The 20,659-nt window shown below is 27.3% G+C and carries 22 protein-coding genes; 3 read left to right on the forward strand and 19 right to left on the reverse strand.

Going from position 1 to position 20,659, the window contains the following annotated elements:
- Positions 1-120: 120 nt before the first annotated feature.
- From ACTG44_RS10115 to ACTG44_RS10150, 8 genes are all read right to left on the reverse strand, one after another.
- Entirely contained in the window at positions 121-960 is an 840-nt protein-coding gene (locus ACTG44_RS10115; protein WP_021384750.1) for a hypothetical protein, read from the reverse strand.
- A gap of 29 nt (positions 961-989) precedes the next feature.
- Positions 990-1,361, reverse strand: a complete 372-nt coding sequence (locus ACTG44_RS10120; protein ID WP_479921672.1) for an ACT domain-containing protein — start codon at positions 1,359-1,361, stop codon at positions 990-992.
- Positions 1,362-1,513: 152 nt separating this feature from the next.
- A complete protein-coding gene (locus ACTG44_RS10125; protein WP_003424039.1) occupies positions 1,514-1,774 on the reverse strand; it encodes a stage V sporulation protein S in 261 nt (86 codons plus the stop codon).
- Between the two features lie 188 nt (positions 1,775-1,962).
- Positions 1,963-2,907, reverse strand: coding sequence for an acetyl-CoA carboxylase carboxyltransferase subunit alpha (locus ACTG44_RS10130; RefSeq protein WP_479918748.1), 945 nt, complete (start codon positions 2,905-2,907; stop codon positions 1,963-1,965).
- Positions 2,908-2,927: 20 nt separating this feature from the next.
- Positions 2,928-3,782 carry an acetyl-CoA carboxylase, carboxyltransferase subunit beta gene (accD, locus tag ACTG44_RS10135; protein ID WP_021384748.1) on the reverse strand — a complete coding sequence of 285 codons (855 nt, stop codon included), beginning with the start codon at positions 3,780-3,782 and terminating at the stop codon, positions 2,928-2,930.
- 14 nt (positions 3,783-3,796) lie between these two features.
- A complete protein-coding gene (gene accC, locus ACTG44_RS10140) occupies positions 3,797-5,158 on the reverse strand; it encodes an acetyl-CoA carboxylase biotin carboxylase subunit (protein ID WP_479921673.1) in 1,362 nt (453 codons plus the stop codon).
- Between the two features lie 15 nt (positions 5,159-5,173).
- On the reverse strand, positions 5,174-5,626 hold the full coding sequence (gene accB / locus ACTG44_RS10145) for an acetyl-CoA carboxylase biotin carboxyl carrier protein (RefSeq protein ID WP_021384752.1): 453 nt from the start codon (positions 5,624-5,626) through the stop codon (positions 5,174-5,176).
- Positions 5,627-5,895: 269 nt separating this feature from the next.
- Positions 5,896-6,342 (reverse strand): hypothetical protein, encoded by a 447-nt coding sequence (locus ACTG44_RS10150; RefSeq protein ID WP_021384732.1) that lies wholly within the window; start codon positions 6,340-6,342, stop codon positions 5,896-5,898.
- Between the two features lie 271 nt (positions 6,343-6,613).
- Here ACTG44_RS10150 and ACTG44_RS10155 point away from each other — a divergent pair, with 271 nt between their 5' ends.
- A complete protein-coding gene (locus ACTG44_RS10155; RefSeq protein WP_021384709.1) occupies positions 6,614-6,892 on the forward strand; it encodes a hypothetical protein in 279 nt (92 codons plus the stop codon).
- Between the two features lie 131 nt (positions 6,893-7,023).
- Here the strand turns inward: ACTG44_RS10155 and ACTG44_RS10160 are convergent, their stop codons facing one another.
- The 9 genes from ACTG44_RS10160 to ACTG44_RS10200 form a co-directional block, all read right to left on the reverse strand.
- On the reverse strand, positions 7,024-7,755 hold the full coding sequence (locus ACTG44_RS10160; RefSeq protein WP_479920261.1) for a hypothetical protein: 732 nt from the start codon (positions 7,753-7,755) through the stop codon (positions 7,024-7,026).
- A gap of 144 nt (positions 7,756-7,899) precedes the next feature.
- Positions 7,900-8,544 (reverse strand): tRNA (guanosine(46)-N7)-methyltransferase TrmB, encoded by a 645-nt coding sequence (trmB, locus tag ACTG44_RS10165; protein WP_021384740.1) that lies wholly within the window; start codon positions 8,542-8,544, stop codon positions 7,900-7,902.
- A 138-nt stretch (positions 8,545-8,682) separates the two neighbouring features.
- Positions 8,683-9,003, reverse strand: coding sequence for a hypothetical protein (locus ACTG44_RS10170; RefSeq protein ID WP_003424083.1), 321 nt, complete (start codon positions 9,001-9,003; stop codon positions 8,683-8,685).
- 366 nt (positions 9,004-9,369) lie between these two features.
- Positions 9,370-9,795, reverse strand: a complete 426-nt coding sequence (locus tag ACTG44_RS10175; RefSeq protein ID WP_021384726.1) for a VOC family protein — start codon at positions 9,793-9,795, stop codon at positions 9,370-9,372.
- A 169-nt stretch (positions 9,796-9,964) separates the two neighbouring features.
- Positions 9,965-10,420: a VOC family protein gene (locus tag ACTG44_RS10180; protein WP_021384719.1), complete on the reverse strand. Its 456-nt coding sequence runs from the start codon at positions 10,418-10,420 to the stop codon at positions 9,965-9,967.
- 35 nt (positions 10,421-10,455) lie between these two features.
- On the reverse strand, positions 10,456-11,289 hold the full coding sequence (locus ACTG44_RS10185; RefSeq protein WP_479921674.1) for a helix-turn-helix domain-containing protein: 834 nt from the start codon (positions 11,287-11,289) through the stop codon (positions 10,456-10,458).
- 241 nt (positions 11,290-11,530) lie between these two features.
- Complete coding sequence (locus ACTG44_RS10190; protein WP_021384735.1) at positions 11,531-12,217, reverse strand: ABC transporter ATP-binding protein; 687 nt, start codon at positions 12,215-12,217, stop codon at positions 11,531-11,533.
- 13 nt (positions 12,218-12,230) lie between these two features.
- The gene (locus ACTG44_RS10195; protein WP_479921675.1) at positions 12,231-14,708 is read right to left on the reverse strand and encodes an ABC transporter permease; all 2,478 of its coding nucleotides are present in this window, start codon (positions 14,706-14,708) and stop codon (positions 12,231-12,233) included.
- Positions 14,709-14,905: 197 nt separating this feature from the next.
- Positions 14,906-16,309 (reverse strand): sensor histidine kinase, encoded by a 1,404-nt coding sequence (locus ACTG44_RS10200; protein WP_479921676.1) that lies wholly within the window; start codon positions 16,307-16,309, stop codon positions 14,906-14,908.
- A 388-nt stretch (positions 16,310-16,697) separates the two neighbouring features.
- Here ACTG44_RS10200 and ACTG44_RS10205 point away from each other — a divergent pair, with 388 nt between their 5' ends.
- Positions 16,698-17,558 carry a YitT family protein gene (locus ACTG44_RS10205; protein ID WP_021384736.1) on the forward strand — a complete coding sequence of 287 codons (861 nt, stop codon included), beginning with the start codon at positions 16,698-16,700 and terminating at the stop codon, positions 17,556-17,558.
- Positions 17,559-17,680: 122 nt separating this feature from the next.
- Here the strand turns inward: ACTG44_RS10205 and ACTG44_RS10210 are convergent, their stop codons facing one another.
- The gene (locus ACTG44_RS10210) at positions 17,681-18,235 is read right to left on the reverse strand and encodes a GNAT family N-acetyltransferase (protein WP_021384710.1); all 555 of its coding nucleotides are present in this window, start codon (positions 18,233-18,235) and stop codon (positions 17,681-17,683) included.
- A gap of 189 nt (positions 18,236-18,424) precedes the next feature.
- Positions 18,425-19,312 (reverse strand): LysR family transcriptional regulator, encoded by an 888-nt coding sequence (locus ACTG44_RS10215; RefSeq protein WP_479921677.1) that lies wholly within the window; start codon positions 19,310-19,312, stop codon positions 18,425-18,427.
- Positions 19,313-19,430: 118 nt separating this feature from the next.
- On the opposite strand from ACTG44_RS10215, the gene ACTG44_RS10220 reads away from it, so the two are divergent.
- Positions 19,431-20,630 (forward strand): coenzyme F420-0:L-glutamate ligase, encoded by a 1,200-nt coding sequence (locus ACTG44_RS10220; protein WP_021384737.1) that lies wholly within the window; start codon positions 19,431-19,433, stop codon positions 20,628-20,630.
- Positions 20,631-20,659: the final 29 nt, after the last annotated feature.

Here is a 20,659-nt window from a genome sequence, read left to right on the forward strand (position 1 = left end):
AATATATTGAGAAATTTTATGCTCTACTAAAATCTTTTTTATGTAATATTTTTATATGTTTCTAATTAAACTAAATAGATAGTAAAATATGTAACTCTTTAATTAAAATTCAACTAATCTTTAATTTTTAAACGGACTAACCAAACTTAAAATATAAGATATTATGAGCGTTATTATTGAAAAAATAAGCCCTATCGCCATAAAGAAACTTACAAATATATTATATTGGACTATTAAACTTGATATATTCAAGTTATCAGGTCCAAGTAAGTATGTAATTAGACTTATAACAAAAATAACTATGATTATAAAACTCAAACCATTTAAGCTATTTTTTAAATCGGCACTACTAAGTGACATATGTGTAGATATAGAATACATCAAGAACATAAATATAAAATACTTCAACGAATATATACTAGGTGTTAACAACATTACTTTTATAAAATTGAAAATATCATCTAAAATAATGTGTATAAAACCACTTATATTGAAATTATTAATCATACTTACATATAATTTTAAATCTATATTTTGTGTCACTTTCATATAACTCTCTGGCAACAATATATTAAAAAGTAAAATAATCACTATTGTTCCACCTATAATAGGTGCAATTCCTATAAAAAAATTTCCTATGCTTTGATAAAGATTATCTTTTTTATAACTATGACTTACATATCCTAATATGCCATCATTTTTACTTTCTATTGGTCTGAAAAATTTAACTGAATTTATTTTATGCATAAAAATCAAGCACATTACCAAATGACTAAGTTCATGAATAAAGGTTCCTATAGCTCCAGTTACAATAATTCCAGTTTTCCCAAAAGATGAAAATATAAATTTATTGTTTAGATTTTCTGTAATACTAAAAATCAATCCAAACACAATAAATATTCCTAAAAAACAAAAGATATTTATCATACTTATTTTTAAAATTTCGACTATATGAATCATAAATTAAAACCTTATGTAGAAGTATTTAACTACTCTACTTCATATCCATTACAGTTTAAAATTTTACAAGCATTTTTTATATCTTTTTCTTTTATTAAAATATAATCTGTATCATATGTAGAAATTGCAAATATGCTTATTTTATTTTCTGCTAACAAACCACTTAGCTTAGATAAAATTCCTATAAGTGAAAAATCCAAAGGTCCTAATATCTTAAGTATTCTCCATTCTTTTTCTGACTTAACATCAGAAGGAATATTATTATTTGAACATACAATACTTAATTCATCTTCAGTTTTAGTTATAGAGTAAAAATTTTTTTTATCTATCCATGTTGGTATTTTACTATCATTATTTAATCTACATACTGCATACTCTTCTGCAAATAATTTTAATTTCATAATGTACATCTCCTCCAAACTTATTTGTCTACTTAAGATTATACATTAAAAATTATATAAAATAAAACATATAAAGTAAAAAAGGTTCACTATAGTATCCTATTTCTATAGCCAACCTTTAAAACTTAATTAAATTCTAATAAAAAGATATATTATCTAGGCTCAATTATAAGTTTAATGGCTGTTTTCTTATCACCTTCGATTTCTATATCAGTAAATGCGGGAATGCAAACTAAATCCATTCCACTAGGTGCAACAAAGCCTCTTGCTATTGCAATTGACTTTATAGCTTGATTTAGAGCTCCAGCTCCTATAGCTTGTATTTCTGCAATACCTCGTTCTCTCAGTACTCCAGCCAAGGCTCCAGCTACAGAATTAGGATTAGATTTTGATGAAACTTTTAGTACTTCCATTTCAACATCTCCTTGTTAATTTGTTAAAGTATCCATTACCTAAAGTACTAAATCATAATTGCCATTTACTAATTACAATCATCATTTAAAGTATACTTTTATAAAAATATACTTCTATAATTGTTTTAAGAAAACCTTTATTTTTTAAAACCATTTTATAATGAAAAAACTACAAATTTCTTTATATTCTATAAGCATTTTCCAATATTTCTAAATTTAGTATATCTTTGAGTCATAATTTCTTCTTTATTCATATCTTTATAATGATTTAATCTTTCTAAAATATAAGCTTTTATTTCCTTTGAAACAGCTGCTACATCTTTTTGTGCTCCTCCAAGAGGTTCTTTTATAATCTTATCTATTATTTTTAAATCATATAAATCATCACTTGTAAGTTTCATAACATTACAAGCTTCTTTAGCTTTAGAAGAATCTTTAAATAGGATACTAGAAAGACCTTCAGGGGAAATTACAGAATAAACTGAATGTTCTAACATGCAAACATCATTACCTACTCCAATACCTAAAGCTCCTCCACTACCACCTTCACCAATTACAAAAGTGATTACTGGGACAGAAAGTTTACTCATTTCAAGTAAGTTTCTCGCAATAGCTTCTCCTTGTCCTCTTTCTTCTGCCTCTAGACCACAAAAAGCTCCTGATGTATCAATAAACGTTATTATTGGTCTATTGAATTTCTCAGCTTGTTTCATAAGTCTTAATGCTTTTCTATATCCTTCTGGATGAGGCATTCCAAAATTTCTTTTTATATTTTCTTTTGTATCTCTTCCTTTTTGATGGCCAACTATAGTAACATTAAATCTTCCTATCTGACCTATTCCTCCAACTATAGAAGGGTCATCTTTAAAAAGCCTATCTCCATGAAGCTCTAAAAAATTAGAACAAATGTGTTCTATGTATTCCAATGTCGTAGGTCTTTTTATATCTCTACTTAGCATTACCTTCTCATATGGTGATAAATGAGAAAATGCATCTTCTTTAAGTTTTTCTAATTTATCATTAAGTGAATTTATTTTATCGCTTAAATCTATATTATTTGCCTCAGAAATAGTTATTAATTGTTTAATATCATTTTCTAAAACCTTTATTTTTTCGCTATTATTTTCAATCAAAACAGTTCCTCCTTCATGCCCTATTTCTTGTGCATAGCAAGAATTTGATATAATACTTCCTTCATTTTTCTTCTATCTACTATCATGTCAATAAAACCTTTTTCAAGTAAAAACTCAGAAGTTTGGAATCCTTCAGGAAGTTTCTGATTTATTGTTTGTTCTATTACTCTTGGTCCTGCAAAACCTATCAATGTATTTGGTTCAGAAATTATAATATCTCCAAGCATAGCAAAACTAGCAGTTACTCCTCCAGTAGTAGGGTCAGTTAGAACTGATATATATGGTAATGATTTTTCTTCAAGTTTAGAAAGTGCTTGAGAAGTTTTTGCCATCTGCATAAGAGATACCATACCTTCTTGCATTCTAGCTCCTCCTGAAGCAGAACAAATAATTATAGGTAAATTATTTTCGGCAGCATATTCTATTGAATAAGTTATTTTTTCTCCAACAATAGAACCCATACTTCCCATCATAAAATCAGGATTCATTACACAAATAACTGTTTTAATTCCGTTTAATCTTCCATAACCTGTGACAACAGCTTCTGACTCATTCGTTTTTTCCTTATAAGAGTCTACTTTTTCTTTGTATTTAGGAAAGTTTAGTGGATTTTGAAATTCTACATCAGAATTAAATTCCATAAAAGTTCCCTTATCAATCAATAAATTTATTCTTTTTCTTGCTCTTAAGCCATAATGTCTTGAACATTTTGGACATACAAATGAATTTTCTTCTATGTCCTTTCTAAATACATGACTATCACAACCTTTGCAATAAGTCCAAAATTTATCATCTACACTATTCTTTTTAAAGTTGTCATCTAAAGAAATCGTAACATACTTAGATTCTTTTGACGATAAAAATTTTTTTATCATAATCTATTTACTCCTTATAATGTAGCAAATTCTTTATTCATAAAGACATCTTCTATAAATTTGGTATGATGAGTATCTTCTCTAAACTCTCCACTTGTTACAAGTGCCTTTTGGAATTCTACATTTGTATTAATACCTTCTACAATAATTTCATCTAGAGCTCTATACATTCTATTTATACATTCTTCTCTAGTCTCAGCCCAACATATTAATTTACCTATCATAGAATCATATAAAGGTGGTATAGTATATCCTGCATATACAAAAGTATCAAATCTAACGCCAAAACCTCCAGGTAAATTTAATGATTCTATCTTACCTGGTGATGGAGCAAAGTTATTTGATGAATCTTCAGCATTTATTCTACACTCAATAGCATGACCTCTAAAAGCAATATCTTCTTGTTTAAAAGGAATTTCTTCCCCATTAGCTATAGATATTTGAAGTTTTATAAGGTCAAGATTTGTTACCATCTCTGTAACTGGATGTTCAACTTGTATTCTTGTATTCATCTCTATAAAATAAAAGTTTTTATCTTTGTCAACTATAAACTCAATAGTACCAGCACCGATATAACCTACACCTTTTACTATATCTACTGCGATTTTATGAAGTTTTTGTCTTTCTTCATCTGAAAGGTATGGACTTAAAGATTCTTCTATTACTTTTTGATTCCTTCTTTGCATAGAACAATCTCTATCACCTAAATGTATTGCATTTGAGTGTTTGTCCCCAAATACTTGTACTTCTATGTGTCTAGGATTTTCTATGAATTTTTCCATATATAAATCGCTATTAGAAAATGCTGCTAGAGCTTCTGAACTTGCCATATCAAAATTTGAAAAAAGCTCTTCTTCTTTTTTAACGATTCTCATACCTTTTCCACCGCCTCCACTTGAGGCTTTTATCATAACAGGATAGCCAATTTCTCTTGCAACTTCTAAAGCTTCTTCTTTAGTTTTTAAAACAGATTCTGAACCAGGAACAACAGGGATATTTAATTCCATCATAGTTTCTCTTGCTCTAGATTTATCTCCCATCAAAATCATTTGTTCTCTTGTTGGACCTATAAAAATAATATTATTCTCTTCACATTGCTTTGCAAATTCAGGATTCTCTGATAAAAAGCCAAAACCTGGATGAATAGCATCACACTTTAATTTAAGAGCAAGGTATATTATATTTTCTATATTATTATAACTCTTGCTTATATTGTTTGGCCCTATACAAATAGATTCATCAGCTATATATCTATGAAAACAATCTTTATCTATTTCAGAATAGATAGCAACAGTCTTTATACCTAGTTCTTTACATGTTCTGATGATTCTAACTGCTATATCGCCTCTATTTGCAACTAGTATTTTTTTTATCAACTTAAATACCTCCTACTACAATGGTTTTATCTTAAATAAAGGTTGATTATATTCTACTAGTTCTTCATTATCAACTAATACTTCAATTATTTCACCTTTAATTTCACTTGTTATCTCATTCATAAGCTTCATTGCTTCTAATATACATAAAGTATCACCTTCTTCAACTATATCGCCAACTTTGACAAAGCTATCTGCATCTGGACTTGGAGAATCATAGAATGTTCCCATTAAAGGAGCTACTACTACAGATAGATTCTCATTAGATGCTACAGGTATATCATTTACAACTGGCTTTTCTAAAGAAAGATCCACTACTGATTCTTGTTGTACACTTAAAACAGGTGAACTTGAAGCTTGGGCTTTTTTAGATACTTCCAATTTTAAATCGCTACTTTCAAGTTTTACATATTCTAAGTTAGTTGAGTCTATAACCTTTAATAATTCCTTAATTTCATTGATGTTCATGTTGTTACCCCCTTGTATTATTACCTGGTGCTAATATTATATCACAAAAAACAAATTTATAAAAGAAAAAGTGCTGACTAGAGAATCAACACATCAATATATATTTTAATTTTAGATTAACAACAAGTAACTTATATTTGTTTTAATTTTCCATTATTAATATAGATTATAAGTATAAAATGAATAAAATTCAATATTTTTTGCAAAATACAAGGGAATACAAATTAATACCTCGGGGATTTTTAAGACAAATACCAATATTATGCAATTTAGACTTCGCTTTCTTTCAAATTAGTATCATTTTCTTTATTCTTACATAGAATATACTTTAACTTAGTTATTAAAATATTACTATATAGGTTAAAAGTTATTAAAATTGCAGGAATTATAAAGTAAACTCTAGCACCTATAAAGCCAAAAACTACTGTAGTAAATATTAATCTTTTATTTAAAGTAAAAAAAGGTATATTAAAAATACTTTTATCAGATGTTTCTGGTGTATAAGAATATATAATTCCAAAAAGCAAAGTCAACATACAAAGTGGTAGTAATATATAACTTGAAATTATTCCTAAAAAGCCTATACTCTCAAAGTATTTGCTAGCACTATTTGTATAAACAAACATGTATCCATTTAAGTAAGCACATATACACGATATAATGCCAAAAGTTCCTCCTAAGGATTGAGTGTACCAATTAAAAAATTTAGATTCCATATACCTCGCCTCCTAAAACTGTATATATAATGATATGCATTTAAATAATGAAATATATCTTTATATGCTTATGAATAAATTTTTGTTAATTTCATTAATTTATGTTTAAGAAATTTGAAGTATAGTGTAGTATATATTAATGTAGATAAAGTTTTATGATACTCAATTAACTTATCTTATTATGGATTTATCATAGGTTTAAAAATTATTTTAGGGTTTTATATTTTTGTTGAGCTGAAAAATTTATTATAAATGAAGGGATGTTTTCGCTTTGGTAGATACATTAGAATTTGGTCTTAAAATTTTATTTTTTATATTATCAATTATTTGGATGGGTAAAATAATGATTTTAAGAACTGATAAGCAAATAGTAATCAATCCTTTGCTTATTGGTATATCTGCAGTCCTTGTGATGTTGCATACCTCACAAAGTAACATTGAATTTTTTGGACTAGATGTCCAGTATATAAGAGTAGTTTTATATATCGTATATTCATTAATAATATTAATAGGAATATGGGCTACTAACAGAAGAAATGGTATTTTCTAGATATTCTATTTCTAATAGATATCTAAAGGTTGCTAGTAACAAAGCGCTAATAATAGTGCTCTGTTACCAGCAACCTTTATTTTGATTATACATTTAAATTGAAAATTAAATTATTGAGCAAGGACATATATTTATTTTACGTTGATAGTGATTAGAACTTCTTGAGATGTATTTAAATCATTTTTGTCACTTAGTATAACTTTTACTACAGCCTGACCTGTTTTATTTCCTTTAACAATCATATCTTCATATGAAACTACACTTTTATCACTTACAGATACCACAAAATCTAAATCCTTTGGAAGGCTATCAGTAACTTCCCAATACTTATAATAGCTATCAATTTTCTTTGTAATTATTTTTCTCAAATCAATATTTTCACCTTTGGCTATATCAACATTATGATATTTAGAGTCCAGTTTATATTGATTATCTTTTGTATTGATAAAATTCAAATCACAATTTACATCCACACCATTATTAGAAAGAGAATTTACTACACCATCATCAACCAAATAATTATTTGCTAGATTGATTGAATCCATATCCTTTAGACTTAAAGCTTCTTTAGGAACTTCTTTTATATTATTGTTCCAAAAAATAAAATTGTCTACATTTTCAAGATATGATATACCTTTTAAATTTGAAATGTTTTCACCAGTTGCATAAAATTCTCCATCCAAAGCTTTTATATTACTTATAGTCATCTCATCTGGGTTTATATATCGTTTTACAACTGCTCTTAGATTAGCATCAGGAAAAATATTTTTAAGTTGGTTGTCATTTAGAACATTATCATTTGAACTTATTGGATTTAAAGCCGCCGCAGAAATAAGAAATGGTATTAAATTAGCTAAATTCATAGTACCCTCCCACATAAAATTTTTTTATATAGTAATTTAATTTCTATGAGAGGGTTCTGTTTCCTTGTTATATATGCCTACTTTCGTACACTTTATTAATATAAATTAAAATAAATTTCTACTATTAAACTTATAAACATATTACTAGTTACGTTTTTTAGCTTCACATCTAAATATTCGCATACCTTGTGACATAAATTTGTCTTCATACTCTGTTGTAACATTATTTTCATACTCACTATTTCCTAAATCAAGAGAAATATTCTTCAATAGCCAATTATTTGCAGCAATTTCATTTAAACTAAACTCGAATAATTTTTCATTATCTGTTTTAAAGTGAATTTCGCCATTATCTTCCAAAACCTTATTGTACATTTCTAAAAATCCAGAATGAGTTAGTCTTCTCTTACTCCATCTATTTTTAGGCCATGGGTCACAGAAATTTATATAAATTCTTGATAATTCTTTAGCTTCAAAGTAATCTAAAATATTGCTTACATCTCCCCATAAAAATAATATATTATTCAAATTAGAAGAATCAGCTTTTTCAACAGCCTTTAAAAGAACTTCTTCCTTAAGTTCCATAGCAATATAATTTATGTCAGGGTTCTGTTTGGCTAAAGTTGTTATAAATTTACCTTTACCAGTACCAAATTCTACATGTATGGGATTATCATTTCCAAACTTTAAACTCCACTTGCCTTTTATTTTTTCTATATCGTCTCTTAAAACGTATTTTGTATAACTTAAAAGTTTTTCATCTGCACCTTTTTTTCGTCTTCTTCTCACAATAATTCTCCTTATATATAAAAAATTAGTAAAATACATTTTTTATTATACATTATCTGAGCAAAAAATAAAAAAAACTCTCTTAAAATAGAAAATTATTTCTATAAAGAGAGTTCTCAATTTGCTAAAAAGTTAATCTTAGTGGCACCCTGAACAACCAGAGCATCCTCCCCCACCTTGATCTTTCATATTTTCAGGAATAACTCTAAATCCAAATCCTGTATCTTCTATTATTATATCTCCATACTGACTATATTCATCAGAGCTCATTACAAACTGTAATTCTCCAACTTCATAAGTTAAGTCATCTTCTTTTTTCTCATCTAAAGCTAGTCCAAAAGAAGGACCTCCACAACCAACACCTGCAAAGTATACTCTTATATTATTAGGTTTATCTTGATTGTCTTTTAAGATACTTTTCAAAGTATCAATAGCTGTTTCTGGTAAAGTAATTTTCATTAAATCATTCCCTTTCAAATATTTTATTAAAACAATATCTATTATATACCCATATAAGGTACATAATCAATTAGTTTTTGCATATTTTACTAAAACTTCTGCCAAATATTACTTAAAGCTTTAAAATACTTTATATGATATTTTATTTCCTTAAGTAAATACCCTATTGTATGCTTAGTAAACAAATAAAACTTATGCTAAAAAATATAATGATTTTATTTGTTGTTTTAATATTATAACACATTTGATAATGTCCAATTCATATATGCAAAATTTATATATTTGAAAGCTTATCTGTGTACAACAAGCAAAGCATAATGGTGTGTACCATTATGCTTTGTTTGTTGCTATTGAAAAATGGTGTTGCTATAACAATGAAAAATGACTACTCTCGATAACTGATTTCATCTGACATAAGCAGAAAGGATGTCCAGCTGGGTCAAACATAACCTTCCAATCATCGGAAAATTGTTCATCTGCGATTGTTGCTCCACAATGAAGTGCATATTGAACTGCTTTTTCCAAATCATTAACAGCAAAATCCATATGTGCCATTTGCTGTTGAGCTTCAGGCTTTTGCGGCCACACAGGTGGTTTATACTCAGGATTTCGTTGAAATGTTATACCAGGATATGTACCTTGATTTGTTCCTGGAGCACCAACACATGCAAATTCTTCATTATAAAATGGGATTTCCCAATTAAGTAACATAGCATAGAATTTTGCTAATTCATGTGGGTCTTTACAATCCATTGTAAATGAGTACATTTTTATTTTCAATTCATCATACATAACGTAATTACCTCCAAATGTATTTCTTTATCTTTTTATTGATATTTCTTTCTTTTATTTTAAATTCAAATATTGAGTTTGTAAGCTATTTTATGTATTCTTATATTGTGTACTAAATATTTATTTTTTGCAATATAAAGAAAAATTTCTATATTTTAATATTTTATAATTATTGAAACTGCTTAATAAATTCAACAGGATACATCGTGCGTTTTGAAATTTCTTCGATACTTAAATCTTGCTTTAAAAACCTTTTTATGACACTTTCCATATTTTCTGAAACTTCTATAATATTTTTGTCAAAGTCATAGAATCTAAAAGTTCTTTGCCCCCAAGAATATTCCTTTATAGGATGTAAAAATTCGATATTTTCTATTCTATTTATTTTGCTTTCCCACTGTTTGATGTCATCAACTTCAAAATACAATTGAAAACTATTTGATTGTTGATTTATTGGTAATTCATATCCAATTATAGCTTTGTAATTGATTTGTAAGCCAAATCCATTTTCAAATGATACATGCTCTCCTAAATCTAATGTAACTTTTTGTTCCATAACATCTTCATAAAATTTCTTTGATTTATTTATGTCTTTGACAATTAATAATACTCCTCCAAATTTCATATTATCACTATCCTTTCTTTTACAAATATTATAGCTTAAAATTTTGCAATTTCACTGTAAAAATCAGACATATTGGCTCGATATTTTTGAGGAGTTATTCCACAAACAATTTTAAAATCTTTAATAAAATGTGGAATATCATAAAATCCTAATTCATTACATATATAGAGCAATGAAATTTTATTATTGTTTAGAAGTTGTATAGATTTATTAATGCGTACTAAACGTGAAAAAGTCTTCATATTCACACCTAGATATTGATTAAAAAGTCGGTTTAAATGTCTAGAACTATAATATACTTTCTTAGAAATTTCTTCTGAAGATATATTTCCAAAGTTATTAATAATTAACTTAATTGCCAAATTAAACTCATCTGAGTATACAGTTTTAATATTAGAAATCAATAACTCTTCTAACTTTAAAATCAATTCATCTGTAGATAAAGACTCCTTGAATATCTTTTTTATTTCTATATCTAGTAAAGTATTAACTGAGGAAAAGAAAACAACTTTATCCCTAAGTTCACTTTGTTGTACACCTACAATTGGAAAAAAACCAGCAGGTTGAAACTCAATAATTAATATAACCTCACATTTATTAGCAATATTTCCTACTGTTTTTGGTTTAGTAGTTGGACCAAATAATAAACTATGTAATCCTATATCATCGTAAAAAAATACTAAAGTTACACTTCCATGAGGGATAATAGTATAATTATCAGAGATTGTTGTTTGATTTGGAAATGAGATAGTAAAATTTGATATCCAATTTCTTAATTGTATACAAGGGAAGAGATAAACAAAATCCTCTTCATAAATTAGAAGTGACCTATCTTTATTTATAAGACGAATGCTTTCTTTTTTTAACATAAATTATATCCTATCCTGTCATTAATATTTATTAAATAAGAAGTATCATGCTATTTTCATACATCATGAATACTCCTTATATGCTTAGTAAACAAAATAAAAATAAAATAATAAAAAATATATTACTTTTATCTGTCATTTTATATTATAACATATTTGATAGTATCTAATTTATATCTACTTTACATATGTAAAATTTATAGAGTTAAAAATATCTACATCAAAATAGAATAATCAATCATTATACGATTACACCATCTAAAACTGTAATAGTACGGCTACTACTTTTAGTTGCTTCTCGTGAGTGGGTTACCATAATTATAGTTTGACCACTTTCTTTATTTATTTTACTCAGTAAATTTATTATTTCTGTTCCAGTTTTACTATCTAAATTTCCAGTAGGTTCATCAGCAAATAGAATTTCTGGTTTTCCTATTAAAGCCCGAGCTATAGCAACACGTTGCTGTTGACCACCAGATAATTCTCTTGGTGTATGCTTACGTCTATCATATAAACCAACTATATTCAAAATTTCATCTAATTGTTTTTTATAGTCTTTTAAATTTTTACCATCTAATAATAAAGGAAGCATGATGTTTTCTTCCACATTTAGATTTGGTATTAGATTGTAAAATTGAAATACAAATCCTATATTTCTACGGCGTATTATACTCATCTTATCATCATCAAGATGTGATATATCAGTTCCATTCATATACACTTTTCCATTTGTCGGAGTATCCAAACCACCTAAGATATATAAAAGAGTGCTTTTACCAGAACCAGATTGACCCATTATAGAAACAAATTCACCTTTCATTACTTGTAAAGATACATCTTTTAATACTCTCGTTGTTGTATTTCCAATTTTAAATTCTTTAATAATATTTTTTGCTTCTACAGCCAAACTATTACACGCAGTTTTCATATTAACCTCCAAATTATTCGAATTTAATTTCTTCTACCAGCTTCATTTTCTTCCCTTTTACAATGGGTACTATTGAGCCTATTAAGGTTACTGTAATTCCCAATAACCCTGCAATAATAAATGTTTTAAAATCTAAATTTGGTGTCATTGAAATCTTTGGTCCTGCAACTATGAAGATAGTTTGAATTTCCATTATAGATATTACAATCCCAATAACAGCACCAAGTAAACCTGAAGTAAAACCTTCAATCAATGTCATTTTTACATTTTGTTTATCGCTCTGTCCTACCGATTTGTACATAGCTATAAAGCGTCTCTTTTGAATATAATTAATTAGCAGATTATTGATAATACCTACTGTAGCAAGAATAAAAATAAAATAAGTCATTTTATTCATAGGAGATAAAAAACTGCTTATAGTTTTTAAAGCATCATTGTTAAATTCTTCAACAGTACGACTCCAATTAGATGTATCTCCAAATAAGTCTCTTATCTGAATCATAACAGCATCTGGATTAACGGCTGTATATGCTAAAAAACCATAATTAATTTCATCAAAATCACTAACAGCATAATGTGATGGTATAACAGCTTCTACATCACTTACACGAGATTTAAAACTCCCCACTATACTATAAGAAAAATTAGATTTATCATTAGATAGAGTTATGGTATCTCCTATAGACAAGCCTACTTTTTTTAAAGTATCTTCATTCAAAATAATAGAACGTTTATCTTTGAAAGATTCAATCACTTGCTCTTTCATATCATAATTTGTATAATTAATTGCAAGCATAGAACTGTATAATTTTAAATTATCTGTAGCTTCTAATCTTGAAAATATTCTATCGTTACCAGAAATCTTATTATTCATAACATAAGTAGGTAAAACATTTTCAATTCCATTCATATGTCTAACATCTTCAATAAACTCTTCATCCATCTTTCCATCTGCAAAACCCTGTAATTCTGCATCTCGAAATACATCACCTATATAAGTCTTTACAAAACTACCAACAACACTTATTGCAATTACTGCAGAAATACTTATAAATAATAATGTGATATTCTGTGTGATATTTTTATTATTTTTTATATTTCTAGCAGCTAATTTACCCTCATTGCCTAAAATCTTTTCATAAACAAACTCAAAAACTGTAGACATAGTATTAGTAAAAAGTGGTATTAATACAATAGTGGATACAATTAATCCTAGCAATGAAAATCCGCCAGCTACATATAATGTATTTTCAGGCGATATTCCTGGCAGTAGAATAGACAAAATAAGTATAATAGTTCCTATAAAAAGTATAGAACGATTTGAAACACGTTTTTCTTCTACTGTTCCTAATACAATACTTTTGATAGGTAAACGACTAGCTTTTTTAACAGGTATATATGCACTAAGAGAAGAAACAATTATTGCTACTATAACAGAGACAATTACTCCAATAGGAGATATAACTGTTGGGATTGATATTCCTTGTTCAAGAGAGTTTCCAAGTCCATGAAGCATAATATTCAAAACAACTATACCAATAGGAATAGCAATCAATCCTCCAATACTTCCATATAGTATACTTTCAAACATTAAGATATAAATTACAGTTTTTTTATTGGCACCAATACTTCTAAAAGTACCAATAAACGGAAGGCGTTCTAATGTAATCACCTTATAACTACTGTATATAATAAATATACTAAGAGTTAATGCGAAAAAGCTTATTAAAAAGAAAGGCATTGTTTTTTGTCTAGCATCTGCAACTATCTTACTTTCATTTACTGTACTTGATACCTTGAATTTTTCAGTTGAGAGCTCTTCAGATAATTTATTTACTAGACTTTCTGTATTTTCTTCTTTTGATTCTATAAGAACTCTTGTATATCCATTTCCTTTATCTAAAATCTTTGATAGAGTTTCTTTAGGTAATAGTGCATTTACACCTCTTGTATGTCTCAAAAATACTGTATCATATGAAGCAATATCACTAACTTCAAAAGTATAAGTCTTACCATGGATTTGTAAAGTAATAGAATCACTTTTTTTTATTTTATATTTTGATGTAAAACGATTAGGAAGAATAATTTTATTACCAGAAAAGTCATCAATATTATTTCCATTTTCTAATCGTGGTTTGTTGATTTTATTCAGTTGATTTAAGTCTGCTGATATAAGACTAAATGATTCATAATATCCATCCTTATGATAAACAGCAGAACTTTCCAATATCCCAACCTTTGATTTTATGGAGTTTAGATTGGGAATATCTTCTAGACTAGTTAACATATCTGGATTTTTATTTTGAACAGATATAGTTGCACTACCAAACATACCTCTTGCCATCTTTCTCTGCGCACTTTCGTAAGATAATCCAATCGAGAATGAAACAAAAAGCAAAACTGTTGATAAAACTATGGACAATAACATAACTGCTGTCCTAATTTTTCTTTCTCTAACATTTGTTAAAATATACTTTAATATAATCTTCAAATTTACACCTACTTCCTTAATTAAACCTAACCTAGATTTAGATTTAATCCAATCTAGGTAGAATCTCTAATACAACTTTTTCTTCTTCTGTTTTCAACTAAACAAAATCCTAAATAAAAAAGATTGATAAACTATTATATAAACATAATAATCTACCAATCTTAATATATTTTTTAGTTAACCTTAATTAACCTTAATTAAGTAGAAAAACAGATATGAAATGAACTACCTAATCCCAATTCACTTTCAACAGATATATCTCCTCCATGAATTTCAATAATTTGCTTTGTTATTGCCAATCCTAAACCAGTTCCTTCTATTCTTTGCTTTGTATTAGTTCCTCTATAATAACGATTAAATAAATTTGACACTTCTTCTCTTGTCATCCCTTTTCCATTATCTGAAATAGTAATTTCAATTTTTTTATTCAATGCTATATGTACAACAACTTTAGTATCCTTATTTCCATATGTAAAAGCGTTAATTATAAGATTGCTAAAAGCACGTTTTAATAGTATATAATCAAAACTAAAGTCAATAATGTCTATATCATTTTTAAATTCAATTATATTTGACTCATACTCAGGATAGTTTAAAATATCAATGGATAATTCCTTCAAAAACCTTACTAAATCACCATTTTTCTTATTTAAAGGAAGAATTCCATTTTGTAATTGATATGTTAACTTTAAATCACTTATAAGTTTATTTGTATATTCTATATTCTTTAGCATGATTGAAGCGTATTTGTTTATTTTTTCAGATGAATGAGTAATACTACTATCTGTAAGGAGCTCTGCATATCCTTTTATTGGTGAAAGTGGAGTTTTTAAATCATGAGTTATATTTGAAATCCATTCTTCTCGCATAATATCAGTTTTCTTTTGTATCTCGTCACTTTTATGAATTTCTTCATTTAGAAGATTTAAACTATCATATACATCTGCAAAAACTCCTTTAATCTTGATTGGAAAGTAGCTTCTTTTTGCAATATCACTAACAGAAGCTGTAATATTTGAAATACACTTTGTTACCCAATAGCTGTAAGCAATTCCAAAAACCAAAATCATTAAAAATATAATCCCTATGATTGAAAATATAATTGACTTCCCACCTATAAACTTAGTTCCATCAAAAAACATATTCACTTTAGATATATTTAAAGGAAAATGTATAATATAAATAAAATCATTTTTGTTATTTGTAAGAGTATTAAAGTAAACAGTGCCATCACTAGAATTATTTTGGTTAGCTAATGCTAATAATTCAGAATTCGAATAGTAATTTTTATGCTCTTTTGGCTCTGAAAATCCATAAATTATATTTCCATTAGAATCTAAAATTTGTAACCACAATTTATTTTCTTGAAGCTTTTCTAACCCAGATTGTTTTATTCGTGGTTTATTATCTATAAACACTACTTGTTCATCAAAATCTTCTGTAAATTTTTTAGCCCAATCACTACGTACATACTTCCCATTTGGCTGTTGAATAGTAATAAGGGATAAGAAAATACCTATTACAGTAAAAATTAAACAAAGAAAAATTATGAAAAAAATAAGGTATGAACGGAGTATTATTTTATAGCTAGGTTTATGCATTTAATCAACTCTTTTCTTAAACTTGTATTTTAATTTAAAAATATAACTATCTACATAAATTATATTTACATTACTTCATGTTATCAAGGCAGTTGTTGTATTTAATAAACTCACAAAATATCTACATAGCTTAAATAATATAAAGAAATTCTTCATAGAACTGCCTTTATAGGGGATACTTTATAAAAGAACTAAAAAATTATAACATATAAAAATTTTCACAGGTAAATAACAATACTAATAAGAATATTAAAACACTGTATGAAAATTCACAAATATTAAGAATAGTGAAATACTTGAAATTGCTTATATCAAGAAAATTTATATAATATAAATTGGTCAAATATGTTATAATATTAAATTGTGACAAGTTCATGGAGGTGTTTATATGAAAAAACAAAAGTCGCCAATTTTACTTGAGATGTTTGGTCTATTTTTTGGTTGTATATCAATGAGTATTGGTATAAATATGTTTTTAAAACCACATACAATTGCTCCAGGAGGGCTTAGTGGTCTATCGTTAGTATTAAACAAAGTTACAGGACTTCCAGTATCAGCTATCATGTTAATTATAGGTGTACCATTAGTAATACTTGCTTTTAGAATTATGGGTACAAAAAATTCATTAAAAACGTTATTTGGAACAATCGTGTTTTCTGCTATAGTCCAATTAACAGACCCATTATCGAAGTTAAGATTTACTGATGATTTACTATTATCTGCTATAGCAGGAGGAATCTTAGTTGGTATAGGTTTAGGCATAATGTTTAAGTCAGATGCTTCTACTGGGGGAACAGATTTAATTGCACTCATACTTAGTAAAAAATTCCCAGGAATAAAAGCTACAAAATTTATGTCATGTCTAGATGGAATGGTTGTTATATCTTCTGGTATAGTAAATCGTAGTTTAGAAACTGCACTTTACTCTGGTATAGCACTTTGCATATTAATAAAAATAGCAGATATGATAATTGAAGGATTTGACCATTCAAAAGCATTTTTTATTATTTCTGATGAACCTGAGAGTTTAAGACAGGCTATAACTGAAGAACTTGATAGAGGTCTTACTATTCTTGATGGTAAGGGTGGATACACTAGAGAAAATAAAGAAGTCCTATTAGTTGTGGTTTCTAAAAAACAAGAGCTTTATCTAAAGAGATTGGTTAAAAGAACTGACCCTACTGCATTTGTTATAGTTACAGATGTACATGAAGTTCTTGGAGAAGGATTTAAAAACTTAGAGAATTAATTAAAGCATTAATATTTTAATATATTTTAGTTAAAATAAACTTTATATAAAAAGGCATGGGACCCGCAGTTTCCATGCCTTTTTATTAAAATATATTTTAGAATGTTAAATACCTATACCTATTATTTTCTCAATTCATATTGATAACAAGGAACATTTTTTACAATACTACCAGCATGAATTTTTTTAATGTATTTTCCTGTGCATTTGAATCCTAGTAAATCTAATGATTTTGTAGAATTTTGATTTTCTTCGTATGTTATCGCAATAATTTTATTTAAGCTTAATTCTTTAAATCCATACTGTATTACTCTCTTAGTTATCTCAGTCGCAAAATCATGACCCCAATAGCTTGGGTTGATACATATACCGATTTCTGCTTCTAATGCTTTGGGATTTATATTATTAAACCCCATATTTCCAATAACTTTATTATCTTTTTTATATACTATAGCAAAGTGGCCGATTTTTCCTTTTTTATAAGGATTTAGAAAAAAAGATTTTATAAACTTTCTTGTGTCTTCTAAAGATTTATGCTCATTAAATGGTAAGTGTTTTACTACTACTTTATTTTTATAACAGTCAAAAAAATCTTCAACATCATCTAATGATGCAGGTCTTAGTATACAGTTTCTAGTTTCTAAGATTTTCATTTGAGGATATTCAGAATCAGACATTTCTAATCCCCCTTTATACATTAATCTAAATATACTGTTCATATTTAAAATACGATATTAATTATATAAATGTTCTCAAATTAACCTTATTTTTATTTTTAATAAAAACTAGTTTATTATATGAATCTTTCAAACTTACGAATTTATCTCTATTTTTCATATTAATTTACTTGTGATACATACTCTAAATTACATGTTATTTGAAATCATATTTAAAAATTCTTTCGTTGCTAAAGATAAGGATATATCCTTTAGATGGCAGTATCCTATACTTCTCTTAGGTATTGGCTCTTTTATATCCAATTTAAACAATTTTCCGCTTTCCAAATAGTCTATGCTGAATTCTTCTATAACACAAGATACACCTAGATTTATGTACGCAAATTCTAAAAGTAATTCATGAGAACCCAATTCTATGTCTGGATTTAGTTTTATACCTTTTGATAAAAAATATTCATTTACATACAGTCTTGAATTTGCTTTATTTTCCAACATTATTAAAGGCAATGTATTTAATTCTTCTAGTGATATTTTTTGACCTTTGTATTCTATGTAATCATTTGCACATACAAATATATCATGTATTTCAATACATTCAACAATATTTAGTGAGTCATCTTCTATTGGCATATTTATAATTGCTATATCTATATTTCCATCTTTAAGTAGGGATATAAGTTCTCTACTCGTTCTATTTATTGTAGATACATGTATATGTGGATACTTCTTATGAAAAATTTCTAAATATTTTAATAAGAAAAAACGTGCAGCTGTATCTCCTACTCCTATTTTTAGAGAACCATATTCTAATTTTTTAAACTTATTTATTCTATCTTCTCCAGATGCTATTAGCTTTAATGCAGTAGTTACATGTTCACTTAGAATTTTTCCCTCTGGAGTTAATTTTACACCTTTATTATTTCTATAAAACAGTATAGTATCCAATTGTTCTTCTAATTGTTTTATTGACTGACTTACAGCTGGCTGTGACATAAACAATTCTTTAGCAGCAAGAGAAAAACTCTTATTATTTGCAACTGCATTAAAAACCTTATACAGTTCAAGTTTTATATTCATATATAATTACTCCTTATGTCAAATATTAGTATTATTTATTTTACTTATAATCATATTTGAATTATAATATACATGGTACTAATATGACAATATTAATTCTTTAGGAGGATTTTGAATAATGAATAGATTAGTTGGGACTGTTTCAAGAGGGGTTAGAGCTCCTATTATAAGACAGGGAGATGACTTAGTTAAAATAGTTGTTGATTCTGTTTTAAATGCATCAAAAAGTGAAAACTTTGAAGTTAGAGACAAAGATGTAATTGCAGTTACAGAAGCTGTTGTAGCTAGAGCACAGGGAAATTATGCTCACGTTGACAATATTGCAAAAGATGTAAAAGATAAATTTGGAGATGATACTGTTGGTGTTATATTCCCAATTTTAAGTAGAAATCGTTTTGCAATATGTTTAAAAGGAATTGCAAAAGGATGTAGAAAAGTTGTATTAATGTTAAGCTACCCTTCTGATGAAGTTGGAAACCATTTAATAAGTATTGATGAACTTGATGATAAGGGAATAAATCCTTGGTCAGATGTTTTAACAGAGGAAAAATATAGAGAGCTATTTGGCTATAACAAACATACATTTACTGGTGTAGATTATGTTGATTATTATAAGAATTTAATTAAAGATTGTGGTGCAGAAGTAGAAATTATATTTGCCAATAATCCAAAAACTATTCTTGACTATACAACAAGTATTTTAACTTGTGATATACATACAAGACAAAGAACAAAGAGAATTTTAAAGCAAAATGGTGCTAAAAAAGTGTATTCTCTTGATGATATAATGACATCAAGTGTAGATGGTAGTGGGTATAATGACCAATACGGACTTTTAGGTTCAAACAAAGCTACAGAAGAAACAGTAAAATTATTCCCTATAAACTGTGATGAAGTTGTAAACAAAATTCAAGGTGACATAAAAGAAATCACAGGTAAAAATGTAGAAGTAATGGTTTATGGAGATGGAGCTTTTAAAGACCCTGTAGGGAAAATATGGGAGTTAGCTGACCCAGTAGTATCTCCTGCTTATACAAAAGGTCTAGAAGGAACTCCAAATGAAGTAAAATTAAAATATTTAGCAGATAATGATTTTGCTGACTTATCTGGTGATGAATTAAAAGAAGCTATTTCAAAATACATAGTTGAAAAAGATAACAAATCTGATGATTTAACAGGAAATATGGTTTCTCAAGGTACTACTCCAAGAAGATTAACAGACCTTATAGGTTCTTTAGCAGATTTAACATCTGGAAGTGGAGATAAAGGGACTCCTATTATTTACATACAAGGATATTTTGATAATTATACAAAATAATATTTTTTAATGAGATTTTATTTCTCTAT

Source organism: Clostridioides sp. LIBA-2809 (genome assembly GCF_056688965.1).